At 51.8% G+C, this 19281-nt stretch carries 15 protein-coding genes; 3 read left to right on the top strand and 12 right to left on the bottom strand.

Going from position 1 to position 19281, the window contains the following annotated elements:
- The 4 genes from HFP08_RS08860 to HFP08_RS08845 all read right to left on the bottom strand — a co-directional run bounded on the left by HFP08_RS08860 (position 1) and on the right by HFP08_RS08845 (position 2885).
- Positions 1–582, bottom strand: a complete 582-nt coding sequence (locus tag HFP08_RS08860; protein ID WP_168120220.1) for a sulfurtransferase TusA family protein — start codon at positions 580–582, stop codon at positions 1–3.
- Between the two features lie 345 nt (positions 583–927).
- Positions 928–1635 carry an LrgB family protein gene (locus tag HFP08_RS08855; RefSeq protein WP_168120219.1) on the bottom strand — a complete coding sequence of 236 codons (708 nt, stop codon included), beginning with the start codon at positions 1633–1635 and terminating at the stop codon, positions 928–930.
- The gene (locus tag HFP08_RS08850) at positions 1604–1984 is read right to left on the bottom strand and encodes a CidA/LrgA family protein (protein WP_168120218.1); all 381 of its coding nucleotides are present in this window, start codon (positions 1982–1984) and stop codon (positions 1604–1606) included. Before HFP08_RS08850 ends, HFP08_RS08855 begins: the two co-directional genes overlap by 32 nt.
- Before the next feature lie 121 nt (positions 1985–2105).
- Complete coding sequence (locus HFP08_RS08845) at positions 2106–2885, bottom strand: helix-turn-helix domain-containing protein (protein ID WP_168120217.1); 780 nt, start codon at positions 2883–2885, stop codon at positions 2106–2108.
- A gap of 246 nt (positions 2886–3131) precedes the next feature.
- On the opposite strand from HFP08_RS08845, the gene HFP08_RS08840 reads away from it, so the two are divergent.
- Both HFP08_RS08840 and rnhA read left to right on the top strand, forming a co-directional pair.
- Entirely contained in the window at positions 3132–4646 is a 1515-nt protein-coding gene (locus HFP08_RS08840) for a PAS domain-containing sensor histidine kinase (protein WP_168120216.1), read from the top strand.
- A 90-nt stretch (positions 4647–4736) separates the two neighbouring features.
- Positions 4737–5444, top strand: a complete 708-nt coding sequence (rnhA, locus tag HFP08_RS08835) for a ribonuclease H (RefSeq protein WP_168120215.1) — start codon at positions 4737–4739, stop codon at positions 5442–5444.
- A 204-nt stretch (positions 5445–5648) separates the two neighbouring features.
- Here rnhA and HFP08_RS08830 read toward each other — a convergent pair whose 3' ends face one another.
- Entirely contained in the window at positions 5649–7394 is a 1746-nt protein-coding gene (locus HFP08_RS08830) for an ABC transporter ATP-binding protein (protein ID WP_168120214.1), read from the bottom strand.
- 393 nt (positions 7395–7787) lie between these two features.
- The gene (gene lacZ / locus HFP08_RS08825; RefSeq protein WP_168120213.1) at positions 7788–10919 is read right to left on the bottom strand and encodes a beta-galactosidase, LacZ type; all 3132 of its coding nucleotides are present in this window, start codon (positions 10917–10919) and stop codon (positions 7788–7790) included.
- A 433-nt stretch (positions 10920–11352) separates the two neighbouring features.
- On the opposite strand from lacZ, the gene HFP08_RS08820 reads away from it, so the two are divergent.
- Positions 11353–12177, top strand: a complete 825-nt coding sequence (locus HFP08_RS08820) for a helix-turn-helix transcriptional regulator (protein WP_168120212.1) — start codon at positions 11353–11355, stop codon at positions 12175–12177.
- A 15-nt stretch (positions 12178–12192) separates the two neighbouring features.
- On the opposite strand, the gene HFP08_RS08815 is transcribed toward HFP08_RS08820, so the two are convergent.
- The 6 genes from HFP08_RS08815 to HFP08_RS08790 all read right to left on the bottom strand — a co-directional run bounded on the left by HFP08_RS08815 (position 12193) and on the right by HFP08_RS08790 (position 19273).
- Positions 12193–13404, bottom strand: a complete 1212-nt coding sequence (locus HFP08_RS08815) for an ROK family transcriptional regulator (RefSeq protein WP_168120211.1) — start codon at positions 13402–13404, stop codon at positions 12193–12195.
- Between the two features lie 13 nt (positions 13405–13417).
- Entirely contained in the window at positions 13418–14722 is a 1305-nt protein-coding gene (locus HFP08_RS08810) for a sulfatase-like hydrolase/transferase (protein ID WP_168120210.1), read from the bottom strand.
- A gap of 6 nt (positions 14723–14728) precedes the next feature.
- On the bottom strand, positions 14729–16234 hold the full coding sequence (locus HFP08_RS08805; protein ID WP_168120209.1) for a tripartite tricarboxylate transporter permease: 1506 nt from the start codon (positions 16232–16234) through the stop codon (positions 14729–14731).
- A gap of 37 nt (positions 16235–16271) precedes the next feature.
- A complete protein-coding gene (locus HFP08_RS08800; protein WP_168120208.1) occupies positions 16272–16760 on the bottom strand; it encodes a tripartite tricarboxylate transporter TctB family protein in 489 nt (162 codons plus the stop codon).
- A 35-nt stretch (positions 16761–16795) separates the two neighbouring features.
- A complete protein-coding gene (locus HFP08_RS08795; RefSeq protein WP_168120207.1) occupies positions 16796–17812 on the bottom strand; it encodes a tripartite tricarboxylate transporter substrate binding protein in 1017 nt (338 codons plus the stop codon).
- A gap of 306 nt (positions 17813–18118) precedes the next feature.
- Positions 18119–19273: an AGE family epimerase/isomerase gene (locus HFP08_RS08790; protein ID WP_168120206.1), complete on the bottom strand. Its 1155-nt coding sequence runs from the start codon at positions 19271–19273 to the stop codon at positions 18119–18121.
- Positions 19274–19281 lie beyond the last annotated feature (8 nt).

The following is a 19281-nucleotide window of genomic DNA, read 5'->3' as shown; positions in this document are numbered from 1 at the left end:
TTATTCTCCTCTCACAGGTCCATGCCACTCGGACATTCCTGGCAATATATTAACCGTCTTATCGAAACCCTTCTCCGCGAGCTGACGACACGCCAGATCGCTTCGAGTTCCTGTTCGGCAGATGACATAAATTTGATCTTCTTTGCTCAGTTCGTTCCATCTTGCTTCGAGCTCGCCGAGCGGAATCGAGACAGCGCCTGGAATATGGCCAAAAGCATATTCCGCCGGTTCGCGCACATCAAGCACGAATAGCTTTTCTCCGCCATCGATCATACGTTCCAGCTCTTCATTGCTGAGCTTGTATTCATGCTTCGGCGGCTCCTTCGCCTCGCTCGCGGTTGCTTTTCGAACATAATGCCTAAGCAGGTCTCCTTCTGTTAGCGTGCCTATATAATGATGACCCGCGCTCTTGCTCCATGCTTGCAGATCGGCTAGCGAACCTTTGTCCGTTGCCTGAATTTCGAGCACTTCTCCATCTTGCATTCCAGTGATTGTCTTCTTCGTCTTTACGATGGGCATCGGACATGCAAGACCTTTGCAATCCAGGATTTGATTCGCTTGAAATGATTTTGTCTGCGACATAATTGCTTTCCCTCCAAAAGAATAATTTTCATAGCGGATAGTTAAATCGATTAAGCAAAATACCCTATAGGGTATTAAAAAGACCAAAAAAATATTCAGCACACCGCTTCAACAATACCCTACTGGGTATTAAAATCATAATCCGAAATGCTGCATTTGTCAACGACAAAAAAATCGATCAAGAAACAGGACCGCTAATAATGCGGTCCTGCGGTAGATTCGAATTTATTACGGGCATTGGCCCTATTTCCTTCAATCGTTTCCACCATTCGAGTTATTTCCCGGAAAATAATTGAATGTACTATATTGCGACAACCCTCGTGCAAATGCCAATACAGTCTTCGTTCATTGTGACAGCCACCAATAAACCGGCAGCATCAGCAGCGACGTGATCAGTCCTGCCGACGCCATCGCGAACCCGCTGACGCTGCCCTGCAGCTCGGACATCGACATGAGACGAGCCGTACCGATGCCATGCGAGCCGGTGCCAACCGCAGCTCCGAGAGGCACATCCTCCTTCACTCCGCATAGTCTTAGCAAAGCTGGCCCTGCCAGGCTTCCGAGCAGTCCGGTTAAGACGGACAGCGCCGCCGCCAGCTCCGGTATGCCGCCAAGCCTGGACGCAATCGCCATCGAGAACGGTGCAGAAGAGGATTTGCTAAGCGCGGAGAAGAGCAATTGAGAAGAAGCTCCTGATGCAGCCAAGAAACAAGCGGTCGAGACGGCAGAGACGATGGAACCGATCGTAATACCCGCGAGCACAGCAGTCAGCTTGCTTCTTATCAGCGGCGCATGCTTGTACAGCGGCACGGCAAGCGCCACGGTCGCCGGACCGAGCGCCCAACTGATCCAGTCTCCTCCCGACTTGTACCAAGCAAGAGGAATGTCCCCAACTTGAAGCACAACCATAATAATACCCGATGTAAGAATAAGCGGATGAATCCAGCCCCAGCCCCGTCTTCGCTTGAAATAGACAGCCAAGCAATACAGAAGCAGCGTCAGTGCAACGCCGAATGCGGGGTTATGCAGGAAAGACTCGATTTTGCTCGTCATCCTTGCTCGCCTCCTTCCCCCGGCCCCAATGACGTACGATGAAGCCCGTAACAAGCATCGTCAAAAGCGTGCTTCCGATAATGCTGCAAGCAAGCGACAGCCAGTAGGCCCGCAGCAGCTCTCCGAACACCATCGTTCCCACGATAGCCGGCGCGAAGAATAAACTCATATGGCGCAGAACTAATCGCGAGCCGATATCCACCCACTCCAGCTTGATGATCTTGCAGTAGAGGGCCAACGCGAGCAGCGCCATGCCAATCACATTGGCGGGCAGCGGCACATGAAGGAGCCTCTCCATCAAAACGCCGGCCAGGTAAAATAGTGTGAATAGGATAAAACCTCTAATCATGACGATCCTCCGTATCCTGCGCAAAGCAAGTCATCTTTTCTTATGATACAGTATTTTTAAATTTTATACTTAAACCTATATTCACAATCGAACTTTGCGTTATTCCAGCTCCTGAACATGCTTATCGCCGAGAGCCTTTCCATTGAAATTTCGATGGAGGATCACCGAAATGCGCCTTGAATTGTTTGCTGAACAAATACAAATTCGCATAGCCGAGCGCCTCGGCAACCTGAGACACATTCATTGTCGTTTCCGTCAATAGACGCATGGCGCGGTCTAGCCGCACAGTTGTTGTAAATTGCTTCATAGAAGTGCCCGTATATCTCTTGAACAAAACGCTAAGATATTCCTTCGACAAACCAATCTGGGCCGCAATTCCTTCATTCGGCACGCGTCTGCCCCCGTTTTCCCGCAGGATGCATTTCACCCTTCCGATCAACACCCGATGCCTGCTGTCCGTCGAATTGCCCTGCGCGGTTTCCCTTAGCAGCATGAACCAGAGCATTCTAAACAGTGCATCGATCTCCTCTTCCCTCCAAGGAGAGCTCTCTTCATTGCTAATTTCCAACAATAGCTCCAGCAGCAGTTCGAAGCGATGCCTCGCCTCCACTTGAATATGCCTGGGCGGCATATTTGCTTCAACGTCCTGATCGCCTTCAATCGAAAAATGAATGAAGATCACCGTCAGTCTGTTATCCGGATTCTGATCAGCGGCAGGCTGATCGCCCGGCCTAAGCAGAAAACAGCTTCCCCGGCTCAGATGATAGCGTGAATTCCCTAGCGTCAGGCATCCCTCTCCCTCCATGACATACCAAAGATCATAGTCTTCTAACGGTGGAGGTCTCCATTGCCATCCCTTTTCACAATAAGCCTTGCCCCTGTTGGATGATTCTCGAAACATTGTCGTCCCCCCCTTGATTAAATGTAAATTGAGTACGATGTTTATTGGACATAATTGCCTCATCGTTGTATGCTTGATTTATACTCAACCTTTAACAGAACTAATCCCCCTTCTATTCTGCGCATTGATTGAAACGCTTAACCCCACATCATCCTCCCTTACTTTTTTCACATAGCAGATTCAATCTTTGCCGTTGACGAAATTTAATTTTGTTATCAATTGAGGTGACTTATGGAGAACCAATCCATGCTGATGTACTATGAATCCTCCTACCAATTGCATCCTGATGCCATCCTCGTTCTCGATTTGGATGAACGGATTGCTTACGTCAATGCAAGCGCTTCACGAATTATGCAGCTTATACAGGATCAACTGATAGGGAAGAGTATAGCAAACTTCGTCAATCCGTATTCCTTCCAGATTTTTGATAGACACTTCCAGATGGCGCGCAGCGGAAAGACCAGCAAATTCCACTGGAAGCTGGATGTCGCGTTAGACGACATGGACTTTGAACCGCGGAATTTCGAGGTTACCTTGGTGCCGGGCATGATGAATAATAACATCTCGAGCATTACCTGCTTCCTGTCGATTGATGCGACAAGCGCCGGTCCCGCAACGTTCAAATCTGCTGAATCGGATGAAATCTCCTATTCGTTCATCGAGAATTGCAGCGATCCCATCCTTCTGCTTTCGCTCGACGCCAGCATTGTGCTTGTCAACCGGGCATTCTCTAATTTACTAGGCTGGAGCAGCAAGAAGCTTCTTCATCTACATATCCTGCAATGCACCACAATTCCTTCCTATCTCAGCAGGCAGGTCGAGGAATACGTGCATAATATCGTGAATCGATACAATGAGGGCAAGCTCTCCCCCTCGCAATCCTTCGGCACCTTCAATCATATCGAGACCATTCGAGTTATCGATCAAGGCATCGAATATCATATTCTCTTATCCATTACACCAATTTATCGCAATGGCCAGATTTGCAATTGGGCGATTCATTTGAAGTACGTCACCGATCCAAAAACGATTGGAAGACAGCATCATTTGAACAAAATCGAGCGTTCGGTCCACCAGGAAATGAACAAATTGGTACACTTGAATACAGTCAGCCAATTGGCCGCGAGCATTTCGCATGAGGTTCGCAATCCGCTAACCGTCACGAGGGGCTTTATTCAACTGATGCGCGAACCGGATATCGACTTCGGCAGGCGAAGCGAATTCATTAAGCTGTGTCTGTCCGAGCTGGATCGCGCGGAAAGCATCATAACAGACTATCTCACCTTTGCGAAGCCGGTCATTGATGAAGCGGAATGTTTGGAAGTCGGGAAGGAGTTGGATTATATCGCCAAGGTCATGCAGCCTTATTGCACCTTGCATGATGTAGAATACCACAACATCCTTCCTGCGGAAATTATGAAGTTTTATGGGAATCTCAAAAAATTTCATCAAGCTCTGATTAATCTTATCAAGAATGGCATCGAAGCGATGAAGGATGGAGGAGTTATGCGCATTGAAGCTGCTCTTGAGAATGAGGAGAGTATTCTCATTCGAATTAGCGATACAGGCGAGGGTATGGATACCGCAGCGCTCGAGAGCCTTGGCAAGCCTTTTTTTACGACCAAGGACGCGGGCACGGGACTTGGCACGATGGTTTCCTTCGGCATAATCCACGCCATGAAAGGCTCCATAGAGGTTGACAGCGAGCCTGGAACGGGAACCTCCTTCTCGATCAGGCTGCCGGCGTGGAGAGAGACTTGATTCAAGCTGCGAGAATCGCTTACCTTTACTCCTCTCTTTCACTATTTGTATAATAGCAGGTAGAACAACACAATCGGAAGGAATGACATGATGGGCAAATCCAAATATTATGTCGTATGGGTTGGCAAGAAGACCGGCGTATTCCCGACCTGGGCGGAATGCCAGGCTCAAGTAAACGGCGAGAAGGACGCGAAATTCAAATCCTACGAGACGAAGGCTCTCGCGGAGGCCGCGTTCAAGGACGGGTGGCGCAAGCATTGGGGCGCGGGGAAATCGAATTCGGCAAGCAGCGGAGCCGGCGCAAGCTCCAACAGCGGCAAAGCGCGGAAAAGTCCGGGAACGGGCAAAGCCTCCTCTCCAAAGCAGACCATACTCGCCTTGGACGAGTCCTCCATCGACTACGACAGCATTTCGGTTGATGTCGGGACCAGGGGCAATCCGGGACCCGTGGAATACAAGGGCGTGGACACGCAGACCGGCGATATTCTCTTCTATGTCGGGCCGATTCCGAACGGGACGAATAATCTTGGCGAATTCATCGCCGTTGTGCATGCGCTCGATTATTTGAAGAAGCAGGGCAGCACCAAGACCATATACAGCGATTCAAAAACCGCGCTTGCCTGGTTGCGCAACAAGAAGGTCGCGTCCTCCCTGAAGCGAGACGCTTCAACTGCCCGTATCTGGGAATTGACGGACAACGCTTTGAAATGGCTGCAGACGAATTCGTACAAGAACAAAGTGCTGAAATGGAACACCGAGGAATGGGGCGAGATACGAGCGGATTTTGGGCGCAAATAGCTTACTTGAGAAGCTGTTTCTGCTGAAAGATCCGCAAAGCGTCCTCATCGAGCAGACGGAGAATCTGCAATCGGCGCCAATTCGGTTCACCAACGTGTATGAAATCGTAAAAAGACATGTCCGTCCTGAAGACAGCCTTTGAGACGCTGACTCCGGGACGGCGGAGAGCCTGACGGAAAGGAATTAAATGATTAGCGTTGCTTGTTACAAAGAACGCTGCACGTTGAACAGTCTTGCATAGCCTCCGTCCTGTTTCATCAGCTCCTCATGCGTGCCCTTCTCCGTAATTTCCCCATTCTCGATGAGCACGATCTGATCCGCATGCGTAATCGTGGACAAGCGATGCGCCACAATAAGCGTCGTCCGATTCTTCGCAAGCCGCTCCAGCGATTCTTGAATGGATTGCTCCGACTCCAGATCGAGCGCCGAGGTCGCTTCGTCCAGAATGAGAATAGCCGGATCCTTCAGGAACACGCGGGCGATCGCGATCCGCTGCTTCTGTCCTCCGGACAGCTTGACGCCTCTCTCCCCGATCTCCGTATCATAGCCCTTCGGCAATCCCATAATGAATTCATGCGCGCTTGCCGCCTTGGCCGCCTCCATCATTCCTTCCTCCGTCGCCTCCGGATTACCGAACAGAATATTTTCACGCACGCTTCCGCTAAACAGGATATTATCCTGCATCACCATCCCGATCTGACTGCGCAGGCTCTTGATCGTCATATCCGTGAGCGCATAATGATCAAGCAGAATGCTGCCCTTCTGAATATCGTAAAATCTCGGAATCAAGCTGATCAGCGAGGACTTTCCGCCGCCGCTCATCCCGACAAAGGCAATCGTCTCTCCCGCCTTGATATGCAAATCCAGATCGCGCAGCACCCATTCGGAGGAGTCATCGTAGCGAAAGGACACATTCCGGAACGTGATCTCGCCTCGCACATGCTCAACCGCTTTAGCTTCCGGTCCGTCTACAATATCGTAAGGCTCGTTCATCAATTCAAGCACTCTCTCCAGAGAAGCGCTCGCTTGCGTCAATTGGGTGGAGGAGGTGACCAAGCGGCGCAGCGGACTGTACAGACGGTCAAGATACGCGAAGAAGGCGACGAATGCCCCCAGCGTCAGATGGTTTTGAATGACCTGATACCCGCCATAGAACAGCACCAGCAAAGGCGCGATCTCCGTGAGCGTGTTCACAATCATATTCGTCAGCGCATTCCATCTCGTGAGCGCAAGCGCGCGATCAAGAAAGCTGCCGTTCTTCTCCCCGAATTGAACGCGTTCCTTCTCCTCGAGCGTGAAGCTCTTGATAACTGCCATTCCGTTTACACGTTCGAACAGATAGCTCTGCATGTTGGCAAGCGCCTGACTTCTGGCCTTTGTATACTCGCGCAGCCGCTTGTACAGCGTCTTCACCGCAACGCCGTAGAAGGGAAAGACAACAATGGCGACGAGCGTCAGCTTCACATCCATCGTGAACATGAACGCCATCGCGATCGTCAGCGTGAACATGTCAAGCCAGATGTTCATCATGCCCGTCTCGACGATGCTCTTCGTCTGCTCGGCGTCATTAATCATGCGGGAGATGGTCTCGCCGGTCTTGCGGTTCTGATAGTACCGCAAGGACAGCTTCTGGATATGGGCGTACAGCTTGTTCCGCAGATCGAACAGGATCCGGCTCGTAATGAGCTGGGCGAAATATTGCCTGAGATATTCAACGGGCGCCCGCAGGATAACGAACAAGCCGAAGGCGCCGATCATCACATAGATCAGCTTCTGCACCTTGTCGTCCACGGACATGACGCTGTTGTTCAGAATGTCGTCAATGACGTACTTCATGAACAACGGCATCGTAAGCGGTATCGCGAATTTTACCATGCCGATGACGAGCGTGAGAAGCACAAGCTTCCAATAAGGCTTTACAAATACAAAATAAGATTTAAACAGCGACATCGAATTCTCCTTTGACTGACTCTCAAGAAATAAGGAATCCAAACAGCGATCTTCTCATTATACTTGATTTTCATAGTAAAAAGTCAAAGGACTTATGGCATTTAATTCTCTCCGACCATGGAATTCTAATGAAGACTCATATCGTTAAACGCCTGAATCTCAGGCCTACGTGAATCTAACGAAGATTAGTATCGTTAAATCATCAAAACGAGCATGATTGCTGCCCGAAACCATGAAATAAGACGATAAATCTTCGTTAGATTTGTTTAGGATGCTTTTTTATCCTCTTAACGTTATCAAGTTTCGTTAGCGCCTGCCTGTTTCCACACCGGTCGCTTCATCGATTTCCACGCCTGTTTCCGTCAAAGCCGATTTTCGAGGTCTATTTCAAGCTTATTTGCCTTGAATCACAAACCGCGCATAATGGACGCGATTCGCTTGCAGCGTATATTCCGTATGCACCCTGGCTCTCCAGCTATCGTCTCCGCCAACGCCCATCTGTTGACCGATCAACCGCACGACCGTCTTCGAGCTTTCAGGCAGCTTATACACATGATCATTCGCTTCCAGCTCTGCCGGGGTATACGGTAGAGCATTCAATTCGAACGGCAGCCTGCCGCTTATCGCAAGTCCTGCTCCCTTCGCATCCTTGATGTCCGCGAACCGAACTCCGATCTTGTTGCCGCATTCCTGCGGCCGGAGATATGGCACGAATTGCTCCGCCACCTTGCCGCTGTGAAGCGCGAGCTTGCCGCTGCTCTGGCGGTCCCAATATGTCTCATGCGGTCCCTTGCCGTACCAAGACAAATCCTCAAACCTTCCATCCATCTCGAACATTACGCCAACCTCCGGAATCTCGGGAAGCCCCGCTCCAGGCATCAGGGAAAGTTCGAGCTCGATGCTGCCGTCTCCTCGAATCAAGTAGTTCATCGAGCATTGCGACTCCGTCGTCGTCGGCAACGAATAGGTCGTTTCGACAACGACCTGCTTCCCTTGCTGCTCATAGGTCATGGCAAGCAAGGTCCGCTCAGTTCCCGCGTCACGCCACGTTGCGCAGCGCTCCGGATGTCCGTTGCCGCGATCGTTGTCCGTATAAGGCCGCCAGAAGTTCGGGCGTACAGGAGACAGCAGCAGCTCTTGTCCGTTCACAACATAAGAGCTTAGCTCGCCGTTCCTCGTGCTGAAGGCGACAGAGAAGCCTGCACCCTCGACCTTCAATCGATCCAAGGAATTCGTCACAGTCAGAGCAGCTCCTCCTTGTAGCTTCTCGCTCGCCTGCGCTGGAGCAAGCTCTCCTTCTTTAAGAAGCGCGGAGGCCCCAACGATGAACTGCTCGAACGCGACCTCGTGACCCGCCGGCACCATGCCCGCCGATTGCTTGGTCACGAAGCGCAGCGTCAGAACATATTCCTCTCCTGGAGCCGCCTTGGACACCCCCTTGAACGGTACCTTCACATGAACGGAAGACAGGGGAGCCGCCTCGATATCCAGGCTTCCTTGCTCAATCGGCAATCCATTCCGCGCCAGCTCCCACTCCAGCGAATAAGCGCTCAGATCAGCGAACAGATTCTTGTTCGTAATCTTGACTATTTTCGCCGACCAGTCTTCCACTCTCACATCGATGGCTTCGTAGCATTTCTTCGTCTCGATCAACTTCGGAGTGATAGAGCGGTCCGCGAAGATGAGTCCGTTGCCGCAGAAGTTGCCGTCATGCGGCTCTTCTCCGAAATCTCCGCCATAGGCCAAGCGGCTCTCTCCTTCCGGCGTCTTCGTCATGATCGCCTGATCCACCCAATCCCAGATGAAGCCGCCCTGCAGCACCGGGTACTTGTCGAACAGCTCGGTGTATTTGTGCAGCCCGCCGCAGGAATTGCCCATCGCATGACTGTATTCGCATAGAATGTAAGGCTTCCTCGGCTCATGGTTCGCGTATTCTTCAACCAGATGCGGCTTCACATACATCGTGCTCTCGATATCCGAAGCCGCCTCGCTCGCGCGGAAATGGAATATCCCCTCGTAATGCACCAGTCTGGAAGGATCCTGCTCCTTCAAATAATCATGCATCGCGAGGAAGTTGTCGCCGCCGAAGGACTCGTTGCCAAGCGACCAGATCAGGATGCTCGGATGATTCTTGTCCCGCTGGAACATCGAGTTGCAGCGATCCAGCACATTCGCCTTCCATTCCGGTCTGCTGCCCGGCACCGTGTTCTCCAGCTCCTTCTGGGCGTAACGCCAGGAGCCATGTGTCTCGAGATTCGTTTCGTCGATCACATACAGGCCATGCTCGTCGCAGAGCTCGTACCATACGGGTTGATTCGGATAATGGGAGGTGCGGACCGCATTAATGTTATGCGTCTTCATCAGCAAGATATCCCGCTCCATATCCTCGATTCCGAGCGCTCGGCCGGTATGACAGGAGAATTCATGGCGGTTCACGCCGCGGAAAAGAATTCGCTTGCCGTTGATCTGCATGAGGCCGTCCTTCAGCTCGAACTTGCGGAAGCCGACCTTGCTGCTCGCCGCTTCGAGAACGGCTCCACTCTCATCGAGGAGCGTCAAGACGAGCGTGTACAGATTCGGAATCTCCGCGCTCCACTTCAGCGGATTGACCGTATGGGCGGATAAGCGAACCTGCCTCGTCTGTTGGGAAGCCAAGCTTGTTTCCAGCCGTTCGGGCTTCGTCCACACCGCCTCTCCTTGCGCGTCATACAGCATCGTCTGCAGAACGATTCGTCTGGAATCTTTCTCGCTGTAATTGGACAGCTTAACATCCACGCTCAGTTCCGCGTCCCTATACTCCGCATCCAGCTCCGTGTTCACGAAAAAGTCACAGAGATGCGTCAGCGGCTTCGCATACAGATACACCTCGCGGAAGATGCCGCTCATGCGCCAGAAATCCTGATCCTCCAGCCAACTGGCGTCGCACCAGCGATACACCTCAACCGCCAATCGGTTCTCTCCACTGCATAAGTAAGGCGTAAGATCGAATTCCGCCGGCGTGAACGTATCCTCGCTGTAGCCGACCAGCTCGCCGTTCAGCCAAACATAGAAGGCGGACTCTACCCCCTGGAAGCTAATGAACACCGGCTCGCCGTCCCAGCTCTGCGGCACCTCGAAGGAAGTCAGATAGGAGCCGACCGGATTGTAATTGACCGGCGCGAACGGCGCTTCGAGCGGCTCGCGAACAACCCATGGATATTTCACATTCGTGTATTGCGGATAATCATAGCCTTGCAGCTGCCAATGACTCGGCACCTCTATCGTATCCCATCCACTCGAATCGTAATCGTTTTCGTAGAAATTCACTATTCGACTTGCCGGATTCTCGGCGAAAGCAAACTTCCACTTGCCATTCAGAGACAGCTTGCGTCTGGACTGTCTCTCGCCTCGCAGCGCTTCCTCCGCGCTGTCATAGGACAGGAAGGACGCGCGCGCATCCATGCGGTTAAGCTCGAAAATCTCCGGATTATTATTCCATTCAGGATAACCGTTAACAGGCGGCGTATAGACCAATTTCTTCTTCATCGCTCAAACCTCTTTTCCTCATGAATTGAAAGCATTACAATATTCATATTATAATGCCGCGCCGCATGAATAACGATAAAGGAAATTCTTGAATTCTATCAAAATTTGAATATACGATTGGTCTTTAACGAATATAACGTTATCTTCTCAAAATTATCTATTCCTGAAATCTAATGAAGATTCACAACGCTATTTCATCCGAAAATGTCATTCATTAACTTCAGCCGGTACCGCTTTTGAAGCGGCAGCGCTGGCAATCAACGTTAGAGCGCCTGGAGGGGCGACTTCCAAGGCGGCAGCGCTGGTAATCAGCATTGCAGGCCAGTCCACCGTTAGTCGACAGGCTATAGATCTTCGTTAGATTAATAAGTGCAGCATTAAACAGCTACAAAATAAAGCTTCCTTAGATTCCAGGGAAAGGAGACTGTCTCGTATGCATGAACTTCATTATATGACGCCGACCGCATCAGAGCTTCAGCTTCCCATCTATCTGACGGGAATCGGACATTGGAGCAGCCAGGAGAGGACCTATCGGGCGGAGGGCTTTCACGAGCATCAATTATCGTTCGCGCTGAGGGGCGAGGGCATTCTGGAGGTCGACGGCGCCGAGAGACGCGTCCGGGGAGGCGACTTCTTCTATCTGCCGCCGCATATCGAGCATACCTACTATGCGGTCAAAGAACCATGGGAGGTCTTATGGCTGACATTCGAGGGACATTACGCGGAGACGCTGCTGCGGCTCAGCGGCTTGCCGAAGGCGGGCGTCTATCAGGCGGAGCAAAACGAGGCTTTGCTGCTGTCTGTCCGCACCTTGTTCGACCTCGGCAGACAGAGAAAGGCCGGTCACGGAACCCAGTGCTCCAAGCTGTTGTACGGCATGCTGCTCGATCTGCGGCAGCAGCTCGCGGAAGACGGCACCGGTACTTCCTCTCTGCAGCTCAGCGAGAGACTTCAGCCCGTGCTGAGCTATATCGAGGAGCATTACAAGAACAACCTGAAGCTGAGCGAGCTGGCGAGGCTTATTCATGTGACGCCTCAGCATCTCTGCCTGCTCTTCAAGCGCAGCTTCCAGCTTAGACCCATTGCCTACGTGAACAGAATCCGAATCAACAAGAGCAAGGAGCTCATCCTGAAGCATCCGGATATGAAGATTAACGAAATCGCGAGAGAGATCGGCTTTGACAATTCCAGCTATTTCAACGCTGTATTCAAAGCGCAGACCGGCACTAGCCCGAATGCGTTCAAGAAATCCTTCTAGGGCGTGTATGCACGCTCAAAAGACGGTAAAAAAGGAAAAGGTGTCGTCAATAACCAAAGCCGCCGCGCCAAGCACAACGGCATTGTTCAGCTCGGAGGATACGACCGGCGTCTCCCTGCCGCTTCGTCCGAGTACATAGGAGCGAATGCGATTTTGCGCGGAATCGATCAAGATGGGAGAAGACATGCCTAGTCTTCCTCCGACAATGATAATTTCGGGATCAAGAAACTCGATCATGTTCGCGGCGCCGATACCGAGATTTTCGCCGACATCCTGCATAACTTCCTTGATCGCATCCGATCCTTGATTCAAGGCAAGCATGATATTCTCGAACGTCAGCTCGTCGAGCACATTCTTCTGCAAGTTTAGCTGTTTGTCGGAGTCCTGGTCGTCATTGCCTAGTTTTCGTTTGACCTCCCTGACAATCCTGGGAATGGAGACCACCGTTTCCAAGCAGCCGTATTTGCCGCACGCGCAGAGTTCCCCATGCAGATCGACCGTCGTATGGCCGATATCTCCCGCCTCTCCGTTCACGCCCCGATAGAGATTTCCATTAATAATAATGCCGCTCCCTATCCCGACGTCGGCCATGATATAGACGAAATTGTTGTAGCCCACGCCTTTCCCGAACCATTTCTCGGCTATCGCCGCCACATTCGCCATGCGATCTATAATAACGGGCAGATCGTAGCTCTCTTGCAGCATAGCCCTAAGCGGAATATTGTTCCGATTGTAGAAGTTCGGCGGGGAAATAAGCCCGTCTTTCGTCTCGTTAACCGGACCCGGCACGCCCACGCCTATGCCAAGCAGGAGAGCGGGGTCTATCCCGCTCTCCTGAATAACATCCGCTATCATGCGCTTAACGGAATTTATAATATAATCGAAGTCTTCCGTATTGGAAACAGTCTTCATCTTCAATGAGATGATATTCCCGTTCAAATCCGTCAGAGCAACCTGTATAGAGGGCCGACCCAGGTGAATGCCGACGGAATAGAAAGTCGTTGCGTTGAACCGGAGCAAAACCGGCCTTCTTCCCCGCGCAGAATGCACGGAGCCGCATTCCTGAATGAGATTTTCCTTGATTAACGCATCCGTAATTCGGGTCACAGTCGGTCTTGTTATGCCTGTCAGCTCGGAAATATCGACTCTGGAGATTGGACCTTGCTCCCGAATGATTTTGATAATTCGCTTATGATTGATTTCTTGTATAAGTGAAAATATATTCATCCGGTATCTCCCTTTATTTCGTTTGGGCTGCTGTCATTTCCTCATACCAGGCTTTCACGTCATTCGCCATTTGAAGCGTAAGCTCGGGGTTCCGCTCGGCCAGATTCACTTTCTCGCCGGGGTCGAGCTCTATGTCCGACAGATGGACGGAGGCTTTGGCGGTTCGATCGAAATCGAGCTTCCCGTTCAGCACAAGCTTCCATTTCCCTTGACGGACGGCCAATTGACCATCGTATTCCCAGTATACCTTATCATGGGGACTGTCCGCATCAACGGCAGCCATGGCGGCGACGCTTCTTCCGTCAACCTCGCTCTCATGTGCGAGAGGAGCCCCCGCCCACTCCATGAAGGTCGGCACGATATCCATCATAACCCCGATTTTATCGCTCACTTGACCGCCCGCGATATGATTCGGATACGACATAATGGCAGGTTCCCGAATGCCTCCCTCGAACAAGCTCGCTTTATGGCCGGTCAATTTGCCTGCGCTTCCACCATAATACAAATCCTCTTTGCCGTCCAGCCAATTTCTCGCTTCGGTCGAGGGGCCGTTGTCGCTGGAGAAGAAAATGACCGTGTCCTCATATTTCCCCGATGCTTTCAGCGTTTCAATAATGCTGCCGACTCCGTCGTCGACCGCCGCAATCATGGCTGCCATGATGCGGCGATCAGGCGGCAGATCCGGAAAGCGGTCCAGATATTCCTTCGGCGCATGCATCGGGAAGTGCGGCGCGTTATACGCGACATAGAGGAAGAACGGATCATCGGCTTGACTGCGAATATAATCGCAGGCATTGTCCGTAATCAAATTCGTCATATAACGCCCATTGCTCCACATTTCCTTGCCGTTGTTCCACAGATCGTGTACAGGATCCATCCCCTTGCGTTGAATCCAATAGTTGATATGCGAATAATAATCGATGACTCCGGAATGAAAGCCGAGAAACTCATCGAAGCCATGAGCATTCGGGAGATTCTCCGCTTGCGAACCCAGATGCCATTTCCCGAACAAGGCTGTGCGATAGCCATTCGATTGCAATCTTGCCGCAAGCGTCCGATGCCGCTTCGTCAGGCCCGCCGCGCCGCGATTGCCGGCTATGATCTGATCGACTCCCGTTCTGGCCGGATAACAGCCCGTGAGCAACGACGCTCTCGACGGCGAGCATACCGGCGAATTCGAATACCAATGCGTGAATCGGATGCCTTCCTCCGCCAGCATGTCCAAATTGGGCGTTTTTGCCGTTTCAGAGCCGTAGCAGCCCAGATCGCCATAGCCCAAATCATCGCAATAAACGATGATGAAATTAGGTTTCTTCATTGCAACCTACTCCTCTTTATTCAATCTTCTCTGTACATTCCGATGCATACGAAGGGTGAACACCATCGATAATGCGGCCAGAATGAGAATTCCTGCTGTCAATGGTTGAATGAGAAAGGAAGCTAAGTCTCCTCCCGATGACGCCATCGCGAGCAGAAAGTTCTTCTCGATGATGGGGCCCAGAATGATGCCAAGCAATAAGGGAACAACCGGATAATCCAGTCTTCTCATCGCATAACCCAAAATTCCGAAAATTAAAGTAACCCAGACGTTGAACATATCGTTCGTCAAAGCGTATGAGCCCGTCACGACAAGTACCGTTATGACAGAGAACAGATACGTCTTGGGAATGCGAACAAGCTTGGACACGAGCGACGATCCATACCAGCCCGACAAAAATACCAGGGCTTCGAGCAAAATGATGCCAAGGAAGATCGCTCCGACAATGTCGCCCGAGGTTTGGAACAATTGCGGTCCGACATGCACGCCATGCAGAATGAACGCTCCTAGCAAAATCGCGGTCGAAACATCTCCGGGAATGCCGAAGGTAAGCAGAGGAATTAATGCCGATGATTCCGTGCTGACCGAGCCCGATTCGGCAGCCGCCACTCCGTCAAGCTCACCTTTCCCGTATTTCTCCGGAGTCTTCGAGGAACGCACCGCTTCGTTATAGCTGAAGAAGGAGGAAATGACCGCTCCCGTTCCTGGCAAAGCTCCGATCAGGACGCCGATTCCGCTTCCCTTTATAATGGTTTTCAGGGAGCGCTTCAAATCCGCGAAGGTCAGCGCCATTCCTGTCAGCACATGACTGGAATTATCCTTGTCCTTCGCAACGGCTCCCCCGGGCAGCAGTTGGGTCAGGATCTCGGGAATGGCGAACAAGCCGATCAGAACGGGAACAAGATCAAGACCATCCGTCAAGTGCGCGCTTCCAAAAGTAAAGCGCTGCGTGCCGACGATCGGATCCGTTCCAATGAAAGAAACGAAGATGCCCAGAGAAGCGGCAATTAACGCCTTGGATAACGACCTGCCGGCAACGCCGGCGACAACGGACAAGCCGAACAAGCCCAGCGCGAAATACTCGGACGGTCCGAACTTCAGCGCAGCCTTCGAAAGCAGCGGCGCGAAAATCATTAAGGCCGCAACCGATATCAATGCGCCGATAAACGCGGATATCGCGGACATTTGAAGCGCTTTGCGGGATTGTCCTTGAAGCGTCAAAGGATAACCGTCCAAGGCTGCCGCGGCTCCTGCGGGCGTTCCCGGCGTGTTAATCAGAATTGCGGTAATCGAACCTCCGTATACCGCCCCGAAATGGATGCCGAGCAAGAACAGGATCGCTTGAACGGGCTCCATGCTGAAGGTGAACGGAATTGCGAGCCCCAGCGCCATCGGATCGGTCAGACCGGGCAAAGCGCCGATGATCATCCCCGCCAATACCCCGATGCACATAAAGAGGAGCACGCTCGGATGAAATAATAACGGCAATGCTTGAATAAAATCTAAACCCATTGGCTCCACTCCTTTCTAAAGCTGCTCATGCTCGTTCCTATATGCCAATGAAGCCTTCCGGCAACGGAACATGAAGCAGCTCATGGAACCCTGCCCATAACAGCAAAGCAACGACAACGGAAAAAGCGACAGCTTTGAGCCCGTTCAGCTTTCCCAGCAAATAAATCATGCCCAAAATCGCCAAAATGGTGGATATCACAAATCCGACAATCCCCATCAGAATCGCATAGCCGATCAGCAAGGCGATTCCAAGCAGAACTTGGCGTTGCGAGGGCGATGAAGCCTCCGTTTTCTCGCTTTGCACGCTCTTTCCTTTGGCAAGCAATGCCATTGCGAATCGAATCGCGGCGATGACAATGAATGCCCAGGCAATTAGCTTGGGAAACAGCTGCGGATCTGTAGAGGCGCCCATGCCTAATCCAGCGGATTTCGCATCGATCTGATGCGGAATAAGCAGGAGCAGCCCAATTCCTAACGCAAGCAGTACGATGAATTCGATGAAATCACGACTTCTATTGATGTTCAATTGATTCACCCTATCTTGTGGGAAATATATTTCTGTTACAGATTTTCCTTCACGGCTTCGATATTATCGCGGTCCTCGGAAATTTCTTGTATCAAATTCTCCGGCTCGGTCTTGGTAAGAAGCAGACTGGTGTTAGTCGCGAACTCCTGAAATGGCTTGGATTCCATTGTTTGCAGGAAAACATCATGGAGCTTCTGCACCACGTCCTCGGGCATGCCGGCAGGTCCGTAGATGGCAAACGTCGCGCCGCCCACAACATTGATTCCTTGCTCCTTAAGCGTAGGCGCATCCGGAAAGTTCGAATAACGTTCCTTCGCGGGCACGCCGAGCACCTTCACCGTTCCCGCTTTAATTTGCTCCGCCACGTTCGAAAGATTCACGATGACAATATCGGTATGCTTGCCGAGCAACGCCGTAACCGCCTCCGCATTGCCCTCGAACGGCAAATGTCGAATGCCTGCTCCCGTCTCCTTGGACAGCATCGCCGCCAGCAGATGACTGTACGTGTTGACGCCGGAGGTACTGATCTTTACTTCTTCGTTTTTGTCCTTATAATAGTCCACCAATTCGGTCATATTGTTATAAGGAGCGTCGCTTAGAGCCGCGAATACGATTTCAAAATCGCCAACTCCGACGATAGGCGTGAAATCATCCGGAAAGCTGTAATCAACCGGCTGCAAAGCAGGGCGAAGACTTAGCTGTCCGCTTGGAATCATGCTGATCGTGTAACCGTCAGGCTCCGCGTTCACCAAATCCATGGTTCCCGGAATGCCCGCTCCACCCGAATGATTCTCGATGACAAGCGATTGCCCTGTAATTTCCTTGAAGCTTTCCGCCATGGCGCGAGGAGCCAAATCAAGCGTTCCGCCCGCTCCGAACGCAACAACCATCTTTACTTCTTTCTCGGGGAAACTGGCTGCGGCAGCCTGATTGGATCCGCCGTTGTCCTTTTGATTGCCGCCGTCTCCGTTAGAGCCGCATGCGGCAAGAGAGAAAGCGATTACAATTAACATAGAGATAAAACTGATCTTCTTGATTCCAAAGCTATTCATTTGATTGACCATCCCTTCTTCTGTACAACTGGATTTGATACTAATATAGCATCGCCTCGATTTAATTTCAAGTAGAAATTAAATAGGCAATAAAGACCCCCTGCTCGAAAACGAATGAGCAAGGGGTTCTTCAGGTTGCTCTTAATCGGCTTAACTCGCGGTCACAAAGCGAATAAATATGGGATATATCCCCACAAGTTCTGACTGGCAGGCTCCGCGTTCTGGAACTCCGGTAACGTTAACGTTCATTTATAGAAAATAACGTAATGAGTCTTCGTTACATTGAGCCCGCCCGTCAGCAGCCATCTACCACAAATACAAATCATTGCCCTTCAGCTTGAAGATAGCCTCCATGAAATAATAATCGCCGTAAATAATCGCCGTATGACGGTTCGGATTATGATACGCCGCCGAGCCGTTCAGCAGCAGGCAGTCGGTCGCTGACGTCCAGTCGCTGCGCGATTCGTCCAGCGTCCGCAGCAGCTTGACCGCCGCGCGGATATATACATCCCGCTCATTAGCCTGAACCGCCTTCGCGATCTCGATCAATCCGCAGGCTGCGATCGCCGCCGCGGTCGAATCCTCGTACGCCGGCTCCTTCGGCTGGCGGAAATCGATCGGAATAAGGCCGCTCTCGGGAATGTTCGCCATAAAATAATGCGCAATTCGCTTGGCCGTATGGAGGTATTCAATCTTGCCGGTGTGGATATAGCTCATCATGAAGCCGTACAGCGCCCAGGTCTGCCCCCTCGTCCACGATGAGCCCTCCTCATAGCCTTGTCCGCCATAAGTCTTCACCACGCCGCCGTTCACCGGATCGAATTCAACGATATGATTCACCGAGCCGTCCCCTCGTACGAAAGCATCGATCGCCGTGTCCGCATGCCTCATCGCAATCTGCTTGAAGCGAGGATCACCGGTCTCCTCCGTCGCCCAATAGAGCAGCGGAATGTTGAACATGCAGTCGATGATCGCCCAGCCGCGCGTATCCTCGCCCTCCAGGTCATTCCATGCGCGAATGAAGCCGCCCGCCAGATTGAAGCGTCCCGCGAGCAGATTCGCCGCATGCAGCGCTCTTTTGCGCGACTCGCCATTACCCGTCACCTTGTAATTGGCCACGCTCGTCGGCAGCCACATAAAGCCCACGTCATGATGCAAGCCGTAGAATTCGTCAAAGCAGCGATCCAGCGCCCTCTCGGAGAACTCGGCAATCTCCTTGTACTTCTCCTGCCCGGTCTCATGATGCATCAGCCACATCATGCCGCCCCAGAACCCGTTCGTCCACCAGTTGATGCCGTCGGTCTCGGTGCCTGACGGATTGTCGACAATCCGGTTGTCATGCGTCCCGTCTATCGTCGTGTACGGAATCTTCTCCCGCGACTTCTCGCTTACCCAATCCAGCTTGGTCCTTACTCTTTCAACGACTTCATTCAGCCACAGCTGATCTTGACCCTGAAGCATTCGCGCAT

This window comes from Paenibacillus sp. HB172176, from assembly GCF_011947265.1.
Taxonomy (GTDB): domain Bacteria; phylum Bacillota; class Bacilli; order Paenibacillales; family Paenibacillaceae; genus Pristimantibacillus.
This window is presented reverse-complemented; position numbering and strand designations above follow the sequence as displayed.

What these genes read in the sequence shown, in the direction of transcription:
- HFP08_RS08855 (WP_168120219.1), bottom strand. Translation starts at nt 1,635, where the DNA reads ATGACGAGCAAAATCGAGTCTTTCCTGCATAACCCCGCATTCGGCGTT.
- HFP08_RS08860 (WP_168120220.1), bottom strand. Translation starts at nt 582, where the DNA reads ATGTCGCAGACAAAATCATTTCAAGCGAATCAAATCCTGGATTGCAAA.
- rnhA (WP_168120215.1), top strand. Translation starts at nt 4,737, where the DNA reads ATGGGCAAATCCAAATATTATGTCGTATGGGTTGGCAAGAAGACCGGC.
- HFP08_RS08830 (WP_168120214.1), bottom strand. Translation starts at nt 7,394, where the DNA reads ATGTCGCTGTTTAAATCTTATTTTGTATTTGTAAAGCCTTATTGGAAG.
- HFP08_RS08795 (WP_168120207.1), bottom strand. Translation starts at nt 17,812, where the DNA reads ATGAATAGCTTTGGAATCAAGAAGATCAGTTTTATCTCTATGTTAATT.
- HFP08_RS08790 (WP_168120206.1), bottom strand. Translation starts at nt 19,273, where the DNA reads ATGCTTCAGGGTCAAGATCAGCTGTGGCTGAATGAAGTCGTTGAAAGA.
- HFP08_RS08850 (WP_168120218.1), bottom strand. Translation starts at nt 1,984, where the DNA reads ATGATTAGAGGTTTTATCCTATTCACACTATTTTACCTGGCCGGCGTT.
- HFP08_RS08810 (WP_168120210.1), bottom strand. Translation starts at nt 14,722, where the DNA reads ATGAAGAAACCTAATTTCATCATCGTTTATTGCGATGATTTGGGCTAT.
- HFP08_RS08805 (WP_168120209.1), bottom strand. Translation starts at nt 16,234, where the DNA reads ATGGGTTTAGATTTTATTCAAGCATTGCCGTTATTATTTCATCCGAGC.
- lacZ (WP_168120213.1), bottom strand. Translation starts at nt 10,919, where the DNA reads ATGAAGAAGAAATTGGTCTATACGCCGCCTGTTAACGGTTATCCTGAA.
- HFP08_RS08845 (WP_168120217.1), bottom strand. Translation starts at nt 2,885, where the DNA reads ATGTTTCGAGAATCATCCAACAGGGGCAAGGCTTATTGTGAAAAGGGA.
- HFP08_RS08815 (WP_168120211.1), bottom strand. Translation starts at nt 13,404, where the DNA reads ATGAATATATTTTCACTTATACAAGAAATCAATCATAAGCGAATTATC.
- HFP08_RS08840 (WP_168120216.1), top strand. Translation starts at nt 3,132, where the DNA reads ATGCTGATGTACTATGAATCCTCCTACCAATTGCATCCTGATGCCATC.
- HFP08_RS08820 (WP_168120212.1), top strand. Translation starts at nt 11,353, where the DNA reads ATGCATGAACTTCATTATATGACGCCGACCGCATCAGAGCTTCAGCTT.